Annotated in this window: 20 protein-coding genes; 9 read left to right on the top strand and 11 right to left on the bottom strand. The window is 71.9% G+C overall.

The genetic code is table 11. From position 1 onward, the window contains the following. Positions 1–23 precede the first annotated feature (23 nt). The 3 genes from ACGFQC_RS31470 to ACGFQC_RS31460 form a co-directional block, all read right to left on the bottom strand. Complete coding sequence (locus ACGFQC_RS31470; RefSeq protein WP_363089956.1) at positions 24–518, bottom strand: DUF6328 family protein; 495 nt, start codon at positions 516–518, stop codon at positions 24–26. An 82-nt stretch (positions 519–600) separates the two neighbouring features. Beyond that, complete coding sequence (locus ACGFQC_RS31465) at positions 601–1,584, bottom strand: aldo/keto reductase (protein WP_363089957.1); 984 nt, start codon at positions 1,582–1,584, stop codon at positions 601–603. Between the two features lie 183 nt (positions 1,585–1,767). Then, positions 1,768–3,000: an FAD-dependent monooxygenase gene (locus tag ACGFQC_RS31460; RefSeq protein ID WP_363089958.1), complete on the bottom strand. Its 1,233-nt coding sequence runs from the start codon at positions 2,998–3,000 to the stop codon at positions 1,768–1,770. Positions 3,001–3,355: 355 nt separating this feature from the next. On the opposite strand from ACGFQC_RS31460, the gene ACGFQC_RS31455 reads away from it, so the two are divergent. The 3 genes from ACGFQC_RS31455 (at position 3,356) to ACGFQC_RS31445 (ending at position 5,176) form a co-directional block, all read left to right on the top strand. Continuing rightward, complete coding sequence (locus ACGFQC_RS31455; protein WP_363089959.1) at positions 3,356–3,790, top strand: tyrosinase cofactor; 435 nt, start codon at positions 3,356–3,358, stop codon at positions 3,788–3,790. 33 nt (positions 3,791–3,823) lie between these two features. Beyond that, complete coding sequence (locus ACGFQC_RS31450) at positions 3,824–4,648, top strand: tyrosinase family protein (protein ID WP_363089960.1); 825 nt, start codon at positions 3,824–3,826, stop codon at positions 4,646–4,648. A 75-nt stretch (positions 4,649–4,723) separates the two neighbouring features. Next, positions 4,724–5,176, top strand: coding sequence for an SRPBCC family protein (locus ACGFQC_RS31445; RefSeq protein WP_363089961.1), 453 nt, complete (start codon positions 4,724–4,726; stop codon positions 5,174–5,176). A 15-nt stretch (positions 5,177–5,191) separates the two neighbouring features. On the opposite strand, the gene ACGFQC_RS31440 is transcribed toward ACGFQC_RS31445, so the two are convergent. The 7 genes from ACGFQC_RS31440 to ACGFQC_RS31410 all read right to left on the bottom strand — a co-directional run bounded on the left by ACGFQC_RS31440 (position 5,192) and on the right by ACGFQC_RS31410 (position 11,571). Beyond that, the gene (locus tag ACGFQC_RS31440; RefSeq protein ID WP_363089962.1) at positions 5,192–5,899 is read right to left on the bottom strand and encodes a ribonuclease H; all 708 of its coding nucleotides are present in this window, start codon (positions 5,897–5,899) and stop codon (positions 5,192–5,194) included. 224 nt (positions 5,900–6,123) lie between these two features. Beyond that, positions 6,124–7,122, bottom strand: coding sequence for an MASE1 domain-containing protein (locus tag ACGFQC_RS31435; RefSeq protein ID WP_393288998.1), 999 nt, complete (start codon positions 7,120–7,122; stop codon positions 6,124–6,126). Between the two features lie 59 nt (positions 7,123–7,181). Next, the gene (locus tag ACGFQC_RS31430) at positions 7,182–8,033 is read right to left on the bottom strand and encodes a PP2C family protein-serine/threonine phosphatase (RefSeq protein WP_363089964.1); all 852 of its coding nucleotides are present in this window, start codon (positions 8,031–8,033) and stop codon (positions 7,182–7,184) included. Between the two features lie 477 nt (positions 8,034–8,510). Beyond that, positions 8,511–10,151 (bottom strand): phosphoglucomutase (alpha-D-glucose-1,6-bisphosphate-dependent), encoded by a 1,641-nt coding sequence (gene pgm / locus ACGFQC_RS31425; RefSeq protein WP_363089965.1) that lies wholly within the window; start codon positions 10,149–10,151, stop codon positions 8,511–8,513. Between the two features lie 110 nt (positions 10,152–10,261). Then, positions 10,262–10,609: a PRC-barrel domain containing protein gene (locus ACGFQC_RS31420; protein WP_363089966.1), complete on the bottom strand. Its 348-nt coding sequence runs from the start codon at positions 10,607–10,609 to the stop codon at positions 10,262–10,264. A 182-nt stretch (positions 10,610–10,791) separates the two neighbouring features. Continuing rightward, positions 10,792–11,109, bottom strand: coding sequence for a hypothetical protein (locus tag ACGFQC_RS31415; RefSeq protein ID WP_363089967.1), 318 nt, complete (start codon positions 11,107–11,109; stop codon positions 10,792–10,794). 285 nt (positions 11,110–11,394) lie between these two features. Further along, positions 11,395–11,571: a hypothetical protein gene (locus tag ACGFQC_RS31410; protein WP_363089968.1), complete on the bottom strand. Its 177-nt coding sequence runs from the start codon at positions 11,569–11,571 to the stop codon at positions 11,395–11,397. Positions 11,572–11,770: 199 nt separating this feature from the next. Between ACGFQC_RS31410 and ACGFQC_RS31405 the strand changes: the two genes are divergently transcribed. Then, positions 11,771–12,439 (top strand): lysophospholipid acyltransferase family protein, encoded by a 669-nt coding sequence (locus ACGFQC_RS31405; RefSeq protein WP_363089969.1) that lies wholly within the window; start codon positions 11,771–11,773, stop codon positions 12,437–12,439. 144 nt (positions 12,440–12,583) lie between these two features. Here ACGFQC_RS31405 and ACGFQC_RS31400 read toward each other — a convergent pair whose 3' ends face one another. Continuing rightward, positions 12,584–13,693, bottom strand: coding sequence for a LacI family DNA-binding transcriptional regulator (locus ACGFQC_RS31400; protein WP_393289015.1), 1,110 nt, complete (start codon positions 13,691–13,693; stop codon positions 12,584–12,586). A 265-nt stretch (positions 13,694–13,958) separates the two neighbouring features. Here ACGFQC_RS31400 and ACGFQC_RS31395 point away from each other — a divergent pair, with 265 nt between their 5' ends. The 5 genes from ACGFQC_RS31395 (at position 13,959) to ACGFQC_RS31375 (ending at position 21,550) form a co-directional block, all read left to right on the top strand. Then, positions 13,959–14,885, top strand: a complete 927-nt coding sequence (locus tag ACGFQC_RS31395) for a sugar ABC transporter permease (RefSeq protein WP_363089970.1) — start codon at positions 13,959–13,961, stop codon at positions 14,883–14,885. A gap of 4 nt (positions 14,886–14,889) precedes the next feature. Beyond that, positions 14,890–15,837 (top strand): carbohydrate ABC transporter permease, encoded by a 948-nt coding sequence (locus ACGFQC_RS31390; protein WP_363089971.1) that lies wholly within the window; start codon positions 14,890–14,892, stop codon positions 15,835–15,837. 90 nt (positions 15,838–15,927) lie between these two features. Further along, positions 15,928–17,265 (top strand): sugar ABC transporter substrate-binding protein, encoded by a 1,338-nt coding sequence (locus ACGFQC_RS31385; RefSeq protein ID WP_363089972.1) that lies wholly within the window; start codon positions 15,928–15,930, stop codon positions 17,263–17,265. Positions 17,266–17,338: 73 nt separating this feature from the next. Beyond that, positions 17,339–19,381 carry a beta-galactosidase gene (locus ACGFQC_RS31380; RefSeq protein ID WP_363089973.1) on the top strand — a complete coding sequence of 681 codons (2,043 nt, stop codon included), beginning with the start codon at positions 17,339–17,341 and terminating at the stop codon, positions 19,379–19,381. Positions 19,382–19,507: 126 nt separating this feature from the next. Next, positions 19,508–21,550 carry an RICIN domain-containing protein gene (locus ACGFQC_RS31375; protein ID WP_363089974.1) on the top strand — a complete coding sequence of 681 codons (2,043 nt, stop codon included), beginning with the start codon at positions 19,508–19,510 and terminating at the stop codon, positions 21,548–21,550. The last annotated feature ends 129 nt before the right edge of the window (positions 21,551–21,679 follow it).

Here is a 21,679-nt window from a genome sequence, read left to right as displayed (position 1 = left end):
CGTGCCGCCGTCCGGAAGGCCTCTCAGCGGGAGGTGTAGCGGTGCCGGGTCCACATCGGGATGCCGAACCAGAACAGCAGGTACCAGGCGACCACCCCGGTGACCAGGTAGGGCACGTAGGCGTTGTGGGTCGCCACCCGCAGGATCAGCAGCAGGGCGGAGGTCATCGTGGCCAGCAGCAGCACCAGGCCGGTGAAGGTCATCCGGGAGGCCCAGGTGACCGCCTCGGGCTTCACCCGCCGCCCGGAGACCAGGCGGTGCAGGGAGACCGGTCCTATCAGCGCACCCGTCGCGCAGGCGCCCAGGACGACCGTCACGATGTAGATCGCGTGCTCGGTGTCCCCGAGCGTCGCGTAGCGCGGGGTGAAGACGACGGTGAGCAGGAAGCCGAAGAGGATCTGCACGCCCGTCTGTGCGACGCGGACCTCCTGGATCAGCTCCCCCCACTTGCGGTCGGCTCTCTCCTCCTCGGTCTCGTCACGGCCTCTGCGACGCTCGTCCCCCACTGCGGTACCCACGTGTCCTCCCCGGTTCGAGTGAATGTTCTCCCGGCGAGTACCCCCTGATCGGTGTTTTCCTCCTCCCCGGTCGCGGTTCCGGCTACCAGCGGCCCTCGACCTGCCGCTCGATCCGCCGCTCGTACAGGTCCCGGATCGCGGTCAGGGTCTCCTCGGACAGCTCGGGCAGGCGGGCGGCGGCCGCGTTGGCGCGGGCCTGTTCGGGTGAGCGGGCACCCGGGATCACCGTGGTCACGCCGGGCTGCTGGACGATCCAGCGCAGCGCGAGCTGGGCCGGGGTGTACCCCTCGGGGGCGAGGGCGGCGAACTCGGCGGCGGCCTCGACGCCGGTGGCGTAGTCGACGCCGGAGAAGGTCTCGCCCTGGTCGAAGGACTCGCCGTGCCGGTTGTAGGTGCGGTGGTCGTTCGCCGGGAAGACGGTGTCCTTGGTGTACTTGCCTGACAGCAGGCCGGAGGCGAGCGGCACGCGCGCGATGATGCCGACGCCGGCCTCGCGGGCGGCGGGCAGCACCTCCTGCAGCGGCTTCATGCGGAACGGGTTGAGGATGATCTGCACGCTGGCCACGCCGGGCCGGGCGATCGCCGTGAGGGCCTCGGCGCAGGTCTCCACGCTGACGCCGTAGTGGGCGATGCGCTCCTCCGCCACCAGGGTGTCGAGGGCGTCGAAGACCTCGTCCGTGGAGTAGACGGGGGTGGGCGGGCAGTGCAGCTGCACCAGGTCGATGCGGTCGACGCCGAGGTTGCGGCGGGAACGGTCGTTCCAGGCGCGGAAGTTGTCGAGGACGTAGTTCTCGGGGATCTGGTCGACACGGCGGCCCATCTTGGTGGCGACCAGCACGTGCAGGTCGGGCCGTCCGCTCAGGAAGGCGGCGATGGTCTGCTCGCTGCGGCCGTCGCCGTACACGTCGGCGGTGTCGAAGAAGGTGACGCCCGACTCGGCGGCCGCCTCCAGTACCGTCAGGGCCTCCTTGTCGTCGACGTCACCCCAGTCGGCGCCCAGTTGCCAGGTGCCGAGACCGATGACGGATGCGTGCTGACCAGACCTGCCGAATTCGCGCTCGTCCATGGGGGCAGTCTGTCATCCGCGACGGCCGGGTGCGGAACCGACCGGTCCGGTCCGTCACCTGCGGTTCGTCCGTCGGCACGGGCCGGACGGCGGGGGTACCCGGACCGGCGGAGGTACCCGGACCGGCGGGGCGTGGCGGTCGGCGGGGCGTGGCGGTCGGCGGTCTCCTCGGCGGGGCCGTGCTCAGCGCGGTGTGCCCCGGTGCTGCTCGCGGGCGGCCGGGGTCCTGCTCTGCGCGGTCCTGGCGAGCCGGGGGCCGAGCCAGCGCTTGAGGCGGCGCAGGGCTTCCAGCTGCCCGGCGGCCTTGTCGAGCCGGTAGTACAGCTGGGGCGGGACGTAGGGCAGCAGGGGTGAGTGGCGCTGCCCGAGCAGGGCGAACATCTGCTCCGGGGGCAGGCCGATGTAGCGGTCGAGGTTCTCGTACCACTGGGCGCTGTGCCGGGCGGCGCTCTGCGGGGCCAGCAGGGCCGCGGTGCGGTCGCGCTCGTAGCGGGCGAGGGCCTGCGGGAGGCGGGGGCCGTCCCGCAGGGCGTCGGCGAGCGCGAAGGCGTCCTCCAGCGCGAGGGTGGTGCCGGCGCCGATGGAGTAGTGGGTGGTGTGGGCGGCGTCGCCGAGCAGGACGACGTTGTCCCGGTGCCAGGCGCGGTTGGTCAGGGTGCGGAAGGTCAGCCAGGCGGCACCGCCGTCGCCGCGGGCGCGGCCGATCAGGGGGTGGCCGTCGAGGACGTGCGCGAACAGCTTCTCCAGCCGTGCCGTCGCGTCGGCGTCCATCGCCCGGTCGAGGCCGAGTCCGGTCCAGGTCTCGGGGGAGCACTCGATGACGCAGGTGCTCCGTTCGGAGCTGAACGGATAGCCGTAGCACCAGATCCAGCCGTGGCCGGTCTCCACGAAGGCGAAGGTGAAGGAGTCGAAGACCTTGGTGGTGCCGAGCCAGACGTACGGGTTGCGGCCGGGCGTCAGCCGGGCGCCGAAGTGCTGGGCGTGACGGGTGCGCAGGGCGCTGTGCGCGCCGTCGGCCGCGACGACCAGATCCGCGTCGGGCAGGGTGTCGGCAGTGATCTCGCGCTCGAACTCCAGGCGGACGCCGAGTGCGCGGGCGCGGGCGGCGAGGATCTCCAGGAGCTTGTGGCGGCCGATGCCGTGGCCCTCGTCGCCGGGCTGACGGGTCACCAGGTCCCGTACGTGGGCGACGCCCTGGTTCCAGCGGACGGAGTTCTCCTCGACTGCGCGTGCCGACTCGGGGTCGCGGGCGTGGAGTTGGTCGAGGAGCCCTCGCCAGTAGGTGACGCCCCAGCCGTAGGTCGAGCCCTCCGGGTCGCGTTCGTGGACGGTGATGTCGTGGGACGGGTCCTGCCGCTTGAGCAGGATGGCGAGGTACAGGCCGGCGGGCCCGCCACCGACGCAGGCGACCTTCACGCACGCTCCCGGGAATGACGAAATGCGGTCGATTGACGACGCAGAGTAGCAGTTGCCGCGACCGGTCACGGTGGGGCCTTCTTCGTGATTCCGTCACTTTCCCCACGTGAGCCACACCACCGGCGGAGCGGTCGCGCGCGAAGGATCACCGGAAGGGCCCCTCCCGGGGAAAGGAATTGCCCGTTCCACGGTGCGCGGCACCCGGCCGACAGCAAGATCATCTTCATTGAAGATTGCACGTCTTGTTGTCGATCGTCCGGATCGGAGCCAACCCGTCCTGAGGGATTTCTCCCGTTCCCCGGTCGGCAGATAGGCATGCGGGGTCGTCAACCGAACGCACCCCAGGAGGTCCCGCATGCCGGAACTCAGCCGTCGTCGCGCGCTCACCACCGCGGCCGCCCTCGCCGTGACCGCCGGTGTCGCCGGCACAGCCGCCGCGAGCGCGGCGAACGCCGCCCCGGGCGATCACCACGCGGGCTCGCCCGACTCGCCCGCCTCGCCCGCCTCCGCGGCCCCCTCCGGCTTCCCCACCGCCTTCGACGAGGTCTACAAGGGACGCCGGATACAGGGCCGGCCGACCACCGGGGGCGCTCGCCACGGCGGCGGTCACCACGGCGGCGGCTACGCGGTGTTCGTCGACGGCGTGGAGCTGCACGTCATGCGCAACGCCGACGGCAGCTGGATCAGCGTGGTCGGCCACTACGACCCGGTGCCCACGCCACGGGCCGCCGCCCGCACCGCGGTCGACGAGCTGCAGGGCGCCCGGCTGCTGCCGTTCCCGACCAACTGACCTTCCCGCAAGCACACTTGGAGCACCACGCAGATGACCGTCCGTAAGAACCAGGCGTCCCTGACCGCCGACGAGAAGCGCCGCCTCGTCGCCGCCGTCCTCGAACTCAAGCGCAGCGGCCGCTACGACGCCTTCGTCACCACGCACAACGCGTTCATCGTCGGCGACACCGACGACGGCGAGCGCACCGGGCACCGTTCACCGTCCTTCCTGCCCTGGCACCGCAGATTCCTGCTGGAGTTCGAGCGGGCGCTCCAGTCCGTGGACGCGTCGGTGGCACTGCCGTACTGGGACTGGTCCGCCGACCGCTCGACGCGCTCCTCGCTGTGGGCGCCGGACTTCCTCGGCGGCACCGGGCGCAGCCTGGACGGGCGGGTGATGGACGGCCCGTTCGCCGCGTCCGGCGGCAACTGGCCCATCGGGGTGCGGGTCGACGGGCGGAGCTATCTGCGGCGCGCGCTGGGGGCGGGGGTGCGTGAGCTGCCGACGCGGGCCGAGGTCGACTCGGTGCTCGCGATGCCGACGTACGACATGGCGCCCTGGAACAGCGGCTCGGACGGCTTCCGCAACCATCTGGAGGGATGGCGGGGCGTGAACCTGCACAACCGGGTGCACGTCTGGGTCGGCGGCCAGATGGCCACCGGGGTCTCCCCCAACGACCCGGTGTTCTGGCTGCACCACGCCTACATCGACAAGCTGTGGGCCACGTGGCAGCGGCGGCACCCGGGGGCGGGGTACCTCCCGGCGGCGGGGACACCGGACGTGGTGGACCTGCACGAGACCATGAAGCCGTGGAACGACACCACCCCGGCGGACCTGCTCGACCACACCCCGCACTACGCCTTCGACTCCGCCTGACAGAGGCCGGATTGGCCACCGGGGTCACGGGTACCCGGGCGCCACGTACCCGACGAGAGCGAGGAGGAGACGACCGTGACGCAGGTCGAGGAATCCATCGAGGTCAGTGTCCCGGTGCACACGGCCTACAACCAGTGGACGCAGTTCGAGACGTTCCCCGAGTTCATGGGCGGGGTGGAGCGCGTCGAACAGCGCACCGACACGCTCACCCACTGGGTCACGGCGGTGAACGGCGTGCACCGTGAGTTCGACGCCGAGATCACCGAGCAGATCCCGGACGAGCGGGTCGCCTGGACGACGGTGTCCGGACAGGCCCGGCAGGCCGGCGTGGTGACCTTCCACCGCCTCGACGCCGACCACACGAAGGTCATGCTGCAGCTGGACTTCGAACCCGAGGGTCTCGCCGAGACCGTCGGCGACAAGCTCGGCTTCGTGAAGCGGCAGACCAAGGGTGACCTCAAGCGCTTCAAGGAGTTCATCGAGGAGCGCGGTCTCGAGACCGGCGGCTGGCGCGGCGCGGTCGTCTGACCGGTGCCGCCACGGTCACCCGGCGGCCGCCGTGCGGCAGTCCGGGTGGCCCCAGCCCTGATCGTTCTTGGCGATCGGTTCCCCCGCCGTGTAGGGCCGCCCGCACGCGCAGCGGCCGGGGAACTTGGCTTTGATCGTGCGTGCGGACGAACCGCCGGGCCGCCGGGGCGATGTGCCCCCGGCGGCCTTGCGGCGTGCGCCGGACTTCGCCGGGACGTCGGGGGCGGGCGGCGGCTCGGGCGAACCGAGGGCGCTGCCCGCCGGCTCCTGGACGATCGCCGCCTGGCTGGCGGCCCGGTCCGCGAAGTCGTTCAGCTTGTCGCCGTCCACCTGGTGGGCGGGCACGTAACGGAAGTCGACCGTGCGGCCGTCGAGCAGTTCGTCGATGCGCACGACCAGGTCCTGGTTGGCGACCGGCTTGCCCGCGGCGGTCTTCCAGCCGTTGCGCTTCCAGCCGGGCAGCCACGTGGTGACGGCCTTCATGGCGTACTGCGAGTCCATGCGGATCTCCAGCGGTACGTCGGGGTCGACCGCGGCCAGCAGGCGTTCCAGGGCGGTGAGTTCGGCGACGTTGTTGGTGGCCTTGCCGAGCGGGCCGGCCGCCCAGCGGGCCGGGGCCTCGGAGCCGTCGGAGATCACCCAGGCCCAGGCCGCCGGACCGGGGTTTCCCTTCGAGGCCCCGTCGCACGCGGCCACCACTCGTTCACGCATGCGCACGATCATGCCATGCCCCGGCCGGGGCCCGCCGCGGCCGGCCCGGAGCCCGGGAGACGGCCCTGGTCTGCGGCATCCCGCCCGCGGTGGTGGTGACGTCGGTTCCCGGGGAGTTCGCGCCCCGCGGGCCGGTGCGGGCGGCGAACCGGCCGGACGGCGTGCCCGTCGGTGGTGTCGGGTTCCTCACCCCGGTCGTCCGGGTGCCGTCCCGCGCGCCGGATGCCACCCCTGCCCTAGGGTTCGCGGGGCGGATCGTCCTCCGTTCCCTTCTGAAGCCGGCCGTGCGGCGTGTCGCCCGCCGTGAGGTGTTCCACGACCTCGACCAGTTCCTGGCAGGCCTGCTCCACCGAGCGGCGGGTGTTGCGCTGTTCGGTGATGAGGGCCGAGAGCAGCAGGGCGGTCAGGGCCATGGTGCCGTTGAAGGCCTGGAGTTTGCCCATGACCTCCGTCCGCGTCAGGTGCGCGAAGGGGCCGACCCCGTCGGTGGCCGCGACGGTGGCGAGGACCGAGGTGAACAGGGCGCACAGCATGCCGCCAGCGAGCTGGAAGCGCAGGGCCGCCCAGATCAGCAGCGGGTAGACGAGGAAGAGCAGACTGACGGAGCTGTTCGTGGCCAGGGGGATCACCGCGAGGGCGATGACGGCCAGGCCGGTGGCCTCCTTCCAGCGGGTCAGGGGCGGCGGCCGGCGGGCGGCGTGCACAATGAGCAGGACGGGCGTGACGATGAGGACACCCATCGCGTCCCCGACCCACCAGGCCAGCCAGACGGGCCAGAAGGCGTGCGCGGGCAGACGGTCGGTGAGCACGAGGATCCCGACGCCCACGGTCGAGCTGATCAGCATCGCGGTCAGCGCCCCGAGGAACACCAGGGCGAGACCGTCGCGTAAGCGGGAGAGGTCGTTGCGGAAGCCCACCCTGCGCAGCATCAGGTAGGCGCAGACGGGAGCGGCGGTGTTGCCCGCCAGGTTGAAGACGATGGCGAGGTCGGGTGAGGTGAGCGACAGGATGACGAGCAGCGCCCCGAGCGTGATGCCGGCCCAGCAGCGCAGTCCGAGGATCAGCAGGCAGGCCACGGCGACGCCCGAGGGCGGCCAGATGGGGGTGAAGATCGCACCCTCGACGACGAGCTGCCGCAGCAGGCCCAGCTTTCCGGCCGCGTAGTAGCAGGCCGCGACCGCCGCCGTCTCGGCGGCGAGGACGGCCGGCCGACGCAGATCGCTGGTACCCACCACAGCAGCCATCAGACACCGGGCCCGTGCCCACGGCGAGACGGGAGGCGCGGGTACCCGCCCTATGGCTGAACGCGCCGTCCCCGTTCGTCGTCGTCCACACCGTCGCGTCCGACGACCAGGACGGCGGCGTCGTCCTCGTGCCCGACGCGCTCGGCGCCCCTCATCACGGCGGTGGCGAGGGCGGGGGCGTCCAGGCCGGCGCCGGCGGCGACGCCGGCGAGCCGCACGACCTGGTCCAGGCCCTCGTCGACGCTCATCGAGGGCCCCTCCACGACGCCGTCGGTGAGCAGGACGAACACCCCGCCCCGGGTGAGCCGGTGGCGGGTGACCGGGTACGTCATCCCCGCCAGGACGCCGAGGGGCGGGCCGCCCTCGTCCTCGGCGATGCCGGACCTGCCGTCCGCCGTGGCCCACACGCACGGGATGTGACCGGCGCGGGCGCTCTCCAGCACGCCGGTCGCCGGGTCGAGGCGTATGAAGGTGCAGGTGGCGAAGAGGTCGCCGCCGAGGGAGAGCAGCAGGTCGTTGGTGGCGGCGAGGAGTTCGCCGGGCTCGCCGGTGACGGAGGCGAGGGCGCGCAGGCCGACGCGGACCTGGCCCATGAAGGCGGTCGCCTCGATGTTGTGGCCCTGGACGTCGCCGATGGACAGGCCGATGCGGCCGTCGGCCATCCGGAAGGCGTCGTACCAGTCACCGCCCACGTTGAGGCCGTGGTGGGCGGGCGCGTACCGGACGGCGAGCCGGTAGCCGCGTGCGGTGGGCAGGTCCCTGGGGAGCATGCCGCGCTGGAGGGCGACGGCGAGTTCGACGCGGGAGCGTTGCAGCTCCGCGCGTTCGCGCGCCTGGGCGGTGAGCGAACCGAGCCTGGCCAGCAACTCGTCGCCGTCGTCCGTCGGGCGCTTGCGGGACATGGCTCCCTCCGGAGAGGACGGTAGCCCCTTCGGGGCGAAACTCACCTTTTACGTTTACTGGATGATACCGACAGGTCCGCGGTCGGGAGCGGTGGGCCGGGGCGGGCTGTCCGGGAGCGCACGGCCGCCGCCCCCTGGTGCACGGGGCGCCGGGTGCCGCGGGCGGCACCCGGCTTTCGCTCTCGTTCCGCGGTGCGCCCGCTCGGGGCCTCTTTCGGAGCTGCACCGCTGTGCCCCCCGAGCCGGGCCGCACCCGCCCGCCGCCCCGGCTGCGCGCACGTGGCGCTGCGGCTGGTGCGGGAGGACCGACGCGTGTGGCTGACGCCGTGGGCGCGGGCGACGGAGCGTTCCGCTTCACCGTCGCCCGCGGCGCGGCACGGCCCGACGGGGCGCCGGACCGGCCCGACGGGGGGGGCGGCCCGACACGACACGGCGCCGACCAGGCACGGCCTGTGCGGCAGCCGTTACCGTCAGCCGTCAGCCGCCGAGGGCCGCCGTCACCACGTCCTGGGCCTCCTCCTGCACCCGGCGGAGGTGGTCGGGGCCCAGGAACGACTCGCCGTAGATCTTGTACACGTCCTCCGTGCCGGAGGGGCGGGCGGCGAACCAGGCGTTCTCGGTGGTCACCTTGATGCCTCCGATGGCCGCGCCGTTGCCGGGCGCCTCGGTGAGGACGCCGGTGACCGGCTCTCCGGCGAGCGTGTCCGCGGTGACCTGCGCGGGCGAGAGCTTGGCCAGCAGCGCCTTCTCCTCACGGGTCGCGGGGGCGTCGATCCGGGCGTAGGCGGGCTCGCCGAAGCGGGCCGTCAGGGCCGCGTAGTGCTCCGAGGGGGTCTTCCCGGTGACGGCGGTGATCTCGGAGGCGAGCAGCGCCAGGATGATGCCGTCCTTGTCGGTGGTCCACACCGAGCCGTCACGGCGCAGGAAGGACGCGCCGGCCGACTCCTCCCCGCCGAAGCCGAGCGAGCCGTCGACCAGGCCGTCCACGAACCACTTGAAGCCGACGGGCACCTCGACGAGACGGCGGCCGAGGTCGGCGGCCACCCGGTCGATCATGGAGGACGACACCAGGGTCTTGCCGATCCCGGTGTGCTCGGGCCACTGCTCGCGGTGCGCGTAGAGGTAGGCGATGGCGGCGGCCAGGTAGTGGTTGGGGTTCATCAGGCCCGCGTCCGGAGTGACGATGCCGTGCCGGTCGGCGTCGGCGTCGTTGCCGGTGGCGATGTGGAACCGGTCCCGCTGGTCGATGAGCGAGGCCATCGCGTACGGCGACGAGCAGTCCATGCGGATCTTGCCGTCCCAGTCCAGCGTCATGAACCGCCAGGTGGGGTCGGTGAGCGGGTTGACCACGGTCAGGTCGAGCCGGTGCTCCTCGGCGATACGGTCCCAGTAGGCGACGGAGGCCCCGCCGAGCGGGTCGGCGCCGATGCGGACGCCCGCGGCACGGATCGCGTCCAGGTCCAGGACGGCCGGCAGGTCGGCGACGTACGCGCCGAGGAAGTCGTGGCGGCCGGTGCCGGGGGCGGCGAGCGCCCGGCGGTAGGGGACGCGGCGTACGTCCTTCAGGCCGGCCGCGATGATCTCGTTGGCGCGGTCCTGGATCCAGGAGGTCGCGTCCGAGCCGGCCGGGCCGCCGCTGGGCGGGTTGTACTTGAAGCCGCCGTCACCCGGCGGGTTGTGCGAAGGGGTGACGACCACACCGTCCGCGAGGCCCTCCGTACGGCCCCGGTTGTGGGTGAGGATGGCGTGCGAGACGGCCGGGGTGGGTGTGTAGCCGTCGGCGGCGTCGATGAGCACCGTCACGTCGTTGGCGGCGAACACCTCCAGGGCGGTGACCCGGGCGGGCTCGGACAGGGCGTGGCTGTCGGCGCCCAGGAAGAGGGGGCCGTCGGTGCCCTGCGCGGTGCGGTACTCGCAGATGGCCTGGCTCGTCGCGGCGATGTGGTCCTCGTTGAACGCCGTGTTCAGGGAGGAACCGCGGTGCCCGGACGTGCCGAAGGCCACCCGCTGCGCCGGGTCGGCGGGGTCGGGGTGCAGCGCGTAGTACGCGGTGACCAGCCGGGCCACGTCGACGAGGTCCTCGGGGCCGGCCGGCCGACCCGCTCGTTCGTGCTGCATGGTCCGTTCCTCCGCTTGGGTTGATCCGTCGCTCGCCGTCCCATCTTTCCCCGTCAGGGGGCCGGTCCGCGAGAGGGCCCGGCCCGCGGCCGCCCGGCGGGCGGCGCGGATCAGTGTCCTGAACCGTGCCGGCCGCCGAGCTGGTCACGGTGGCGGGGGTCGCCCAGGTACGTGTCCGCGTCGAAGGCGGGCGCCGACCGCACCTCTTCCCTGGTCCGGGAGACCTGCACGATGCGCGCCTTGTGGTCGACGCCCATGACGGCGTCCGCCGGGACCACCACGTCCTTGCCGAGGAGCCAGACGCCGGTGCGCACGACCAGGAACTGCGGACCGAGGTCGGCCGAGTACTTGCTGACCTTGCCCGCGTGGCCGTCCGTGGCGTCCACCTGGTAGCCGGTCAGGTCGTCGTCGGGCGTGTGTCCGGCGGTCGGGACGCTGTGCCCTCGGTATTCGCTCACGCTGTCCTCCCTGTGGTCGTGTCCTGGTTCCTGCGTGTGCCCGGTACGGCTCGCGGCAGACGTTCGGGACACAGGTTCCGGCGTCCCCGCGCGCGGCAGGCCTTCCGGAAGCCCCTTCCCGCCCCCGCTCGCGCGGGGCGGGGCTCGGACGTCGTACCGGCCGCGCTCGCGCGGGGCGGGGCTCAGATGTCGGAGTCGATGCCCGTGACCGCCGCCGGGCCCAGCGGGGCGTCGCTCTCGTCCAGGCCGGACTCGCGCAGCGCCGACTGCGCGAGCAGCCGCGCGCTCTCCTCGGCGTGCGGCGCGCTGTCCGCCTCCACGGTCAGCCGGATGGTGAACGTGTCGTCGTCGTTCAGGGAGAGGGCGTCGAGGTCCTCGGCGTTCCCCATCTGCGTGCGGTGCGGGTCGGTCGGCCTGAGGGAACGGCCGATCCGGGCCCGGGTGTCCGCGTCGACGCCGGTGGTGAAGGTGCCGGGGACGCTGATCACGTAGGTCGTCATGGCGATCCTTTCCTGGGTTTCCTCCCCGGCTACCCCGAGTTCCGCCCGGCCATCAGAACGCTGCCGAACCTGCCCCGATCGGCGGGGTGTCCGGGGAACGGGGACGTGGGGTGTCCCGGAAGCGGAGACGTGGGGCCGCACGGGGCCGCCGCCCGCCCGCACCGTGGCCGGGCCGCCCGACGGGCTCCGCGTACGGCACGGCCACCGGGCCTCCCCTCCTCCCCCTCGCGCACACGTCGGCGGGCCCGCCCCCGAGTCCGGGGGCGGGCCCGCCCGAAGGTGTCTTCAGTGTCTGCGGCCGCGCGCCGACCAGCCCGCGCCGATGCCGCCGACGTGCAGGGCGAGCAGGGTCAGTCCGAGCAGCATGATGTTGGTGGAGGTGAAGGCGTCATTGGTGGAGATCTCCGCCGCGTTGATCAGAAAGGCGATGAAGAACGCCACCGCCGCGATGATGGCCAGCACGAGGTCCGTCCCTTCGGGTAGTGGGTGCCGGTGTCGGCCCGGTCGGGTCCGTCGTTCTGCGGATGCCCCGGACCGGGCCGTGGACACGGCTCAACTCGCAGAAGTCGTACGGGTGTCTGAGTAGCCGTACTCAGGCGCGGTCGCCGCGCCGCCACGAGACTGGGCTCACTCACCCGCCCCCGACCGGAAAGGGCCCGCCGTGCTCGTCCGTGCCGCCTCCGTCCTGGTGCCCTTGTTCGGGCGCCTCACCGTGACCAGTGAACTGCGGATGCGCCTGTCCGCGGGGACCATCTTCGCCGCCAACCACGACTCCCTGGCCGACCCCGCGGTCGTGCTGGCCGCGCTGCGCGGACTCGGCGTGGAGCCCGTGGTGATGGCGACCGCGGGGCTCTGGCGGGTGCCGGTGCTCGGCCGGATGCTGGCCCGCGAGGGGCACATCCCCGTCCACCGCCGCTCCGCACGCGCCGCGCACGCCCTCGACGCCGCCGCCGATGCCCTCGCCGGCGGCCGGCACGTCCTGCTCTACGGCGAGGGCGGGCTGCCGGACCGCAGGGACGCGGCGCCCGGGCCGCCGGAGGCCTTCCGCACCGGACTCGCCCGCCTCGCGCAGGTCTCCGGCGCCCTGGTGGTGCCGGTGGGCCACGTCGGCGCCCGGCGGATCTCCTCGGGTTCGACCGCCAAGCAGATGGCGGGCGCCCTCACGGCACCGCTGCGCCGCCCCCACTGCCACGTCCACGTCGGCGCCCCGACGCGACTCCCCGCGGAGGCCCGCACCGGCACGGCGGCCGCCCGCACCGCCGTCACGGTCGCCTGGCGCACAGCGGCCCGAGCGGCGGGCGAACGGGACTTGGAGCTGGACTTGGTGTAGAGGGCCGGGGCCCGCGTGAACGCCCCGGGCCCTCAGGTGGTGGGCCGGGTCTGCCGGACGGCGGGCAGTGGGGTTGCCGGGCGGGCAGGCGGCAGGGCTGCGGGTCCGCCGGGCAGCGGACGGCGGGCCCCGGTCCGGTCCGCCTCAGTCCTCTCCTGAGCCGGCGGCCGGCGGCAGCCCCCCGGGAACGACGCCCGGCGGTGGTGCCGTGCTCTCGCGCAGGACCAGGCGGGTCGGTACGAGGGTCGTGCCACGCTGGGGGCCGTCGCGGCGCATCTTGCGCAGGACGGCCTGGACGCAGAGCCGGCCGACCTCGGCGAAGTCCTGGTGGAGGGTGGTCAGCGGGGGCAGGAAGGAGGCGGCCTCGGGGATGTCGTCGAAGCCGATCACACTGACGTCCTCGGGGACGCGCCGGCCACGCTCGTGCAGGGCGCGCAGCAGGCCGAGGGCCATCTGGTCGTTGGCGGCGAAGACGGCGGTGCACTCCTCGCGGGCGGCGAGTTCGAGGCCGGCGCGGTAGCCGGACTCCGCCGACCAGTCGCCGCGGACGAGGGGTGGGACGGGGCGGGACGCGTTGGTGAGCGCTCCGCGCCAGGCGTCGGCGCGGCGCTGGGCGGCGAAGGAGTCCGCCGGACCCGCCAGGTGCCACACCGTCAGATGTCCCAGGTCCAGGAGGTGTTGGACGGCCGCGCGGGTGCCGCCCCACTGGTCGGTGTCGACGACGGTGTAGTTGCTGCCGGCGTCGGAGTCGACGACCACGACCTGGACGTGCGGCGGCAGGGTGACGGTGGCCGCGTCCAGCAGATGGACCTCCATGATGACGATGACCGCGTCGACCGCTAGCTCCTCCAGGCGGGAGAACGCGCCGCGCACCTCGTCCTGGGTGGGCACGGCGACCGGCAGCAGCGTCACCGCGTAGCCCTCGGCGGCGGCGGAGGTGGCGATGGCGTCCAGGGTGCGCATGTTGCCGGTCGTGGACAGTGTGAAGGTGATCACGCCTATGGTGCGGAACTCGCCGCGCTTGAGGGCGCGGGCCGCGCTGTTGGGCCGGTAGCCCAGCTCCTTCATCGCGGCGAGGACCTGCTGCCGGGTCTCCTCGTTCACACCGGCGTAACCGTTGGACACCCGGGAGACCGTCTGCGAGGACACACCCGCGAGACGCGCCACGTCCGCCATCGAGGCGGTGGCCCGGCCGCGGCCACGAGCACGTCTTACCACGGCGCCCGGCTCCTGAACGCCCCCGACCGCGCCCATGGCCGTCCCGGCTTCGCCCGCCGGGGCCCTTTCAGCCATCTCCACGCATCGCCCCCTGTTTTCTCTGTCGCAGCTTCCGGGGTCCAGGTGACCCTTGACCATGGTTATCGGGGCAGTGTAGACATGCCGCCATCAGATGTTTACGTAAACATAACAGCCCACCGGCTCTTCCGGATGGCTTGATGTTTGCGTAAACATCGTGGCGGTGCGCACGGTACGTCCGTACGACACCGCCTGTTCCAGGACTGGATGAGCGAGGAACGACATGACGACGCTGCAACCGCCGGTGGCCGCCGAGCCGCGGCCGGCGCCCCCTCCGGCGAAACGGGACCGCCGCTCGTGGACGGGCTGGGGTTTCATCGGTCCCTTCGTGGCCGTGTTCGCCCTGGTCTTCCTGGCGCCGATCGTGTATTCGATCTATCTCAGCCTCTTCCGGGACCAGCTCATCGGCGGCAACCAGTTCGTCGGCTTCGACAACTACACGCAGGCGCTGCAGGACGACCAGTTCTGGGACTCGCTCGTACGGGTGTCGCTGTTCCTGGTCATCCAGGTGCCGATCATGCTGGGCATCGCCCTGCTGGTGGCCCTGGCGCTCGACAGCGGCCGGCTCTACGGCAAGAGCTTCTTCCGCATCACGATCTTCCTGCCGTACGCGGTGCCCGCCGTGGTCGCCACCCTCATGTGGGGCTTCATGTACGGCACCAAGTACGGCCTGGTCGGTGACATCAACGGGGCGTTCGGCGTCTCGCTGCCCGACCCGCTCTCCCCCGACCTGGTGCTGGCCTCGATCGGCAACATCGTCACCTGGGAGTTCGTCGGCTACAACATGCTGATCTTCTACTCGGCGCTGCGCGTCATCCCGAACTCGCTGTACGAGGCGGCGGAGATCGACGGCGCCGGACAGATCCGCGTGATCACCGCGATCAAGCTGCCCGCGATCCGGGGCGCCCTGGTCATCGCGACGATCTTCTCGATCATCGGCAGCTTCCAGCTGTTCAACGAGCCGAACATCCTGCGGCCGCTGGCCCGCAACGCCATCACCACCGACTACACGCCGAACTTCTACACGTACTCGCTGTCCTTCAACGGCCAGCAGCACAACTACTCCGCGACGGTGGCCATCATCATGGGCCTGATCACGATGGTGATCGCCTACGTCGTGCAGCTGCGCGGCATGCGCAAGGGAGCGTGACCCGATGAGCAGCCCTCTCACCACCGCCTCCTCCGCCGCACCCGCCAAGACCTCCGGTCCCGGCCGCAGCGCGCCTCGGCTGCGCAAGACGCGCAGACACTCCCCCGACAAGCCCAAGCGCAGCGTGCTGCTGACGGTGCTGACCTCGCTGATCGTCGTCTACACCGTCGTGCCGCTGATCTGGCTGGCCATCAACGCCACCAAGACGCAGGCGGGTCTGGCCGACTCGTCCGGGATGTGGTTCGCCGACGACTTCGCGCTGTGGGACAACATCCGCGACACGTTCACCTACCACGACGGCGTGTTCGGGCGCTGGCTGCTGAACACCCTGATGTACGTGGTGCTGGGCGCCGGCGGGGCCACCCTCCTCGCGGTCCTCGGCGGTTACGCGCTGGCGAAGTTCGACTTCCCCGGCAAGCGCGGCATCTTCGCCACGGTCATCGGCGCGGTGGCGGTCCCCGGTACGGCCCTCGCGGTGCCCACCTTCCTGATGTTCAGCAAGATGGGCTTGACGGACACACCGTGGGCGGTGATCATCCCTTCACTGGTCTCGCCGTTCGGCCTGTACCTGATGTGGGTGTTCGCCACCGAGGCCATCCCCACCGAACTCCTCGAGGCGGCCCGCATCGACGGGGCCGGCGAGGCGCGGACCTTCTTCACCGTCGCCCTGCCGCTGCTCGCCCCCGGCATCGTGACCGTGCTGCTGTTCACCACGGTCGCCACCTGGAACAACTACTTCCTGCCGCTGATCATGCTCAAGGACGCGGACTGGTACCCGCTGACGCTCGGTCTGAGCGCGTGGAACTCCCAGGCCGAGACCGTCGGCGGCGAGGTCATCTTCAACCTGGTGATCACCGGTTCGCTGCTCACCATCCTGCCGCTCATCGCCGCGTTCCTGCTGCTCCAGAAGTACTGGCAGTCGGGTCTCGCCGCGGGCAGCGTCAAGGAGTGACCCGGCGGCTCCCCGGCCGCCCCCCCAAACCCCACATCACGCACCACCACCCTCACCCCGTCCCACCCACGAAGAAGTGGAAACACCCTCATGCGCAGAAACACCGGCCGCCTGCTGCGCGGCATCGCCCTCCTGTCGGCCGTGGCCATGGGCGCCACCGCCTGCGGCGGCTCGGACGACGACTCCGCCGAGAAGGCGGTCTCCTCCTCGGACGTCCAGGCGGCCCTGAAGAAGGGCGGCACCGTGACGGTGTGGTCCTGGGAGCCCACGCTGAAGACGGTCGCCGCCGACTTCGAGAAGAAGTACCCGAAGGTCAAGATCAACCTCGTCAGCGAGCGGTCGGGCGACAAGCACTACACCGCGCTGTCGAACGCGATCTCGGCCGCGAAGGGCGTCCCGGACGTCGCGCAGGTCGAGTACTTCGCGGTGAACCAGTACGCCCTGGGCAAGGGCCTCACCGACCTGGCCCCCTTCGGCGCCGACAAGCTGGCGTCCAAGTACACGCCCGGTCCGTGGAACGCCGTGAGCGAGGACAAGGCGGTCTACGGCCTGCCGATGGACTCCGGCCCGATGGCGATGTTCTACAACAAGAAGATCTTCGACAAGTACAAGATCGCCGTCCCGACCACCTGGGACGAGTACGTCGACGCCGCGCGCAAGCTGCACAAGGCCGACCCCAAGGTCTTCATCGCCAACGACACCGGCGACGCCGGCTTCACCACCAGCATGCTGTGGCAGGCCGGTTCGCGTCCGTACAAGGTCGACGGCACCAACGTGAAGATCGACTTCAGCGACGACAAGGCCAAGAAGTACGCGGAGACCTGGCAGAAGCTCATCGACGAGAAGCTCCTCGCCCCGGTCACCGGCTGGACCGACGACTGGTACAAGGGCCTGGGCGACGGCAGCATCGCCACCCTGACCACCGGCGCCTGGATGCCCGCCAACTTCGTCACCGGTGTGCCGAACGCGGCCGGCCAGTGGCGCGCGGCCCCGATGCCGGCCTGGACCAAGGGCGACAAGGCCAGCGCGGAGAACGGCGGCAGCTCGCTGACCCTGCCCTCGCTCGGCAAGAACAAGGAACTCGCCTACGCCTTCGTGGAGTACGCGAACTCCGGTGACGGCGTCCAGACCCGCGTCAAGCAGGGTGCCTTCCCCGCCACCAAGGCGGAGCTGGAGTCCGCCGACTTCCAGAGCACCAAGTTCGACTACCTCGGTGGCCAGGAGGCGAACAAGATCTTCGCCGAGTCCGCCGCGAACGTCGCCAGCGACTGGTCGTACCTGCCGTTCCAGCAGTACGCCCACTCGATCTTCAACGACACGGTCGGCAAGGCCTACGTCTCGAACACCAAGCTCGTGGACGGTCTGAAGGCCTGGCAGGACGCCTCGGTGAAGTACGCCGAGGAGCAGGGCTTCACCGTCGAGAAGTAGGACAGCACCAGACGCAGGGCGGCGCGGGCGAAACCCGCGCCGCCCCCGTGCACCACACCCCGGAAGGACCGCCATGATCTCCACCCTCCACTCCCGCCGCCGCGGAGCGGACGGTGACCCCGCCCCCCGACTGGCCTACGGCGCCGACTACAACCCCGAGCAGTGGCCCCGGGACGTGTGGGAGGAGGACGTCCGGCTGATGCGCGAGGCCGGCGTCACCGTGGTGTCCGTGGCGATCTTCTCCTGGGCCCGGATCCAGCCCAGCCACGACACCTGGGACTTCGGCTGGCTCGACGAGGTCATGGACCTCCTGCACGCGAACGGCATCGGTGTCGACCTGGCCACCGCGACCGCCTCCCCGCCGCCGTGGCTGACCACCGCCCACCCGGAGATCCTGCCGGTGACGGCGAACGGCGAGACGGTGTGGCCGGGCGCCCGCCAGCACTGGCGTCCCACCTCCCCCGTCTTCCGCGAGCACGCCCTGCGGCTGGTGCGGGAGCTGGCGACCCGGTACAAGGACCACCCCGCGCTGATCGCCTGGCACATCTCCAACGAGCTGGGCTGCCACAACGTCTACGACTACTCCGACGACGCGGCCCGCGCCTTCCGCAGCTGGCTGCGCGCCCGCTACGGCACGCTGGAGGCCCTCAACCACGCGTGGGGCACGGCGTTCTGGTCGCAGCGCTACAGCGACTGGGAGCAGATCCTGCCGCCGCGGCTGGCCGCCTCGCACCCCAACCCGACGCAGCAGCTGGACTTCAAGCGCTTCTCCTCGGACGCGCTGAAGGACTACCTGCGCGCCGAGCGGGAGATCCTGCGCGAGATCACCCCCGACGTGCCGGCCACCACGAACTTCATGGTGATGGGCAACACCAAGGGCATGAACTACGCGGAGTGGGCCGACGAGATCGACTTCGTCTCCAACGACCACTACGTCCACCCCGGACCGCAGGACCGCGACGAGCTGTCCTTCTCCGCCAACCTGACGAGCGGCATCGCCGCCGGGCGGCCCTGGTTCCTGATGGAGCACTCCACCAGCGCCGTGAACTGGCAGCCGGTCAACGTGGCCAAGCGGCCCGGCGAGCTCGCCCGCGACGCGCTGCTGCACGTGGCGCACGGCGCGGACGCGGTCTGCTACTTCCAGTGGCGGCAGTCGGCGGCCGGCGCCGAGAAGTACCACTCGGCGATGGTCCCGCACGCCGGTGCCGACAGCGACCTGTTCCGCGCGGTGACCGCGCTCGGCGACACCCTGAAGACCCTCGCGCCGGTCGCCGGGACCGAGCGGGAGACCGCCCGGGTCGGCATCCTGTACGACTGGGAGTCGTGGTGGGCCAGCGAGCAGGACTCGCACCCCACCGCCCTGCTCGACTACCGGCAGGAGGCGCTCGACTGGTACTCGGCGCTCCTCGCCCTCGGCGTCCGCGCCGACCTCGTCACCACCCGCTCCGACCTCTCCCGCCACCAGGTGCTGATCGCCCCGGTGCTGCACGTGGTCCCCGCCGAGCTGGCCAAGGAGCTGACCCGGTACGCGGAGCGGGGCGGTCACCTGATCACCACGTACTTCTCCGGTGTCGTCGACGAGAACGACCACGTCTGGCTGGGCGGCTACCCCGGCGCCCTGCGCGAGCTGCTCGGCATCCGCGTGGAGGAGTTCGGGCCGCTGCTGGCCGGCGAGAGCGTCGAGCTGGACGACGGGACCACGGGCACCCTGTGGACCGACCGGATCACCGTCGCCGACACCGACACGCAGGTCCTGGCGGGCTACCGCACCGGCGCGCAGGCCGGACGGCCCGCCGTCACCCGCCGTACCACGGGCGAGGGCTCGGCGTCGTACGTCTCCACCCGCCTCGGCGTCGACGGCCTGGTGTCGCTGCTGCCGCGGCTGCTGGAGCCGGCCGGGGTCGTCAGCGAGCTTCCGGCGGAGGCCCGCGGCCGGGTCGAACTGACCGTCCGGCGCGGGGACGCGGGACGCTTCCTGTTCCTGGTGAACCGCACCGACGACACGGTGCCCGTGACCGGACTGGACGGGGACGTCCTGGTCGGCGCCGGCGGCACCGACGGCGCCCTGGTCCTCGGGCCGCGCGAGGTCGCCGTACTGCGCCAGAGCGCCGGCTGAGACGGGCGCCCCACCCCCGCACGACTCCTCGGCGCGGCACGTACGCGTGCCGCGCCGAGGGCCATGCCCTCCCGCCCCTCGGCGGGAGGGACCCATGCAGCGACCGCACCGCAGTTGGGAGAACAGATGGCACGCCGTACGCGCAACAGACGGACCCTCGGGGCCGCCGCACTGACCGCCCTGGCCACGGGGGCCGCCCTGCTCGCCGTTCCGGCGCAGGCAGAGGCCGCCGCGGCCGTCACCGTGACGCCGGACCCGTCGTACCGGCAGGAGAAGTTCGAGGGGTGGGGCACCAGCCTCGTCTGGTTCGCCAACGCGACCGGCGACTACCCGGCGGAGATACGCGAGAAGCTCGCGAAGCTCCTCTTCGACGACGACGGGCTGGCGCTCAACATCGCCCGGTACAACATCGGCGGCGGCAACGCCCCGGACGTCGAGGACTACCTGCGGGCCGGCGGCGCCGTCGAGGGCTGGTGGAAGGCGCCCGCGGGGACCACGCGCACGGACACCGACTGGTGGAGCGCCGACGACCCGGCCGACTGGAACGAGGACGCCGACGCCACCCAGCGGTGGTGGGTCGACCGGATCAAGAACGACATCGACCACTGGGAGACGTTCAGCAACTCCCCGCCGTGGTTCATGACCGTCAGCGGCTACGTCTCCGGCGGGTTCGACGCCGGCGCCGAGCAGCTCAAGCCGGAGTCGGTCGACGACTTCGCCGCCTATCTCGCGGGCGCGACGAAGCGGCTGGAGAAGGCCGAGGGCATCAAGGTCGACACGATCGACCCGTTCAACGAGCCGAACACCAACTACTGGGGCACCCGTCTCGGCGCGGACGGCCGTCCGGTCGGCGGCCGTCAGGAGGGCGCCCACATCGGCCCCGCGGTCCAGCAGCAGGTCCTCGCCGCCCTGGCGCCGGCGCTGAGGAAGGCGAAGGTCAAGGCGGACATCTCGGCGATGGACGAGACCAACCCGGGCCTCTTCGCCACGAACTGGAACTCCTACTCGCAGGCCTCCCGCGACCTCGTCGACCAGATGAACGTCCACACCTACGGCACCGGGCAGCGCACCACCGTGCGGGACCTGGCCAAGGCGGCGGACAAGCCGCTGTGGATGAGCGAGGTCGAGGGCGACTGGGGCGACGGCCAGAGCTTCACCGACATGCGCCCCGGTCTCGGGCTCGCCCAGCAGATCGTGAACGACCTGCGCGAACTGGAGCCCAGGGCCTGGGTGTTCTGGCAGCCGGTCGAGGATTACGACAACATGAAGCCGGGCGGCGAGTCCGCGAAGGGCGGCAACTGGGGCAGCATCCAGCTCCCGTTCAGCTGCACCTCCGAGGACACGCTGGAGTCCTGCCCGATATACACCAACACCAAGTTCGACACCGCGCGCAACTTCACGCACTTCATCAAGCCCGGCGACCGGCTGATCAAGGTGGACGACACCTCCAGCGCCGCCGCCGTCACCGCGGACGGCAAGGGCGCCTCGCTCGTCCACGTCAACAGCACGGCCGAGGCCCGCACGGTCACCGTCGACCTGTCGAAGTTCCGCAAGGTCGGCGAGGACGCCACCGTCACCCCGGTGGTCACCAGCGCCGACGGCAAGCTCCGGCCGCAGGCGCCGATCGCGGTCACCGACCGCAGGGCCACCTTCACCGTGCCCGCCCAGTCGGTGACCTCCTTCGCCGTCGAGGGCGTCTCCGGCGTCGCGAAGGACGCCCCGCTGATCCGCAAGGGCCGCACCTACACGCTGACCGGCGTGCAGAGCGGCAAGGCGGTCACCGTCGCCGCGAACGGCACCGGCCTGGTCCTCGGCACCGGTGACGGCACCGTCGCCCAGCAGTGGCGGCTCGACGCCCGGTACGGCGAGACCGGCGCCCGCCAGCGCTACGTGTTCGCCAACCCGGCCGAGGGCAAGCGGCTGGCCGTCCGCGGCAACGTGCCCGTGGTGGAGCCCGACACCGGTGAGCGCGACCCCGCCACCGAGTGGGTCATGTCGACCACCGGTGACGGCACCTGGACCCTGGTGAACCCCGCCACCGGCCGGGTCCTCGAGGTCGGCGGCCAGGCCACCCACGAGGGTGCCGCCGTCACGACCTGGCCGCCCAACTCCGGCTCCAACCAGCGCTGGAGGGTGACGGACGTGACCGACGTGACCGACGCGTCGTAGCCTTCCGCCCGCAGTCCGAAGGGCCGTGCCCGCACCGTGCAGTCGACGGTGCGGGCACGGCCCTTCGTGCGTCAGGAGCGGACGCGGCCCTTCGCGCTCCGGGTGCGGAGCGTCAGGAGCGCTTCGCCC

The sequence above is a fragment of the Streptomyces sp. NPDC048734 genome (assembly GCF_043198675.1).
GTDB lineage: Bacteria > Actinomycetota > Actinomycetes > Streptomycetales > Streptomycetaceae > Streptomyces.
This window is presented reverse-complemented; position numbering and strand designations above follow the sequence as displayed.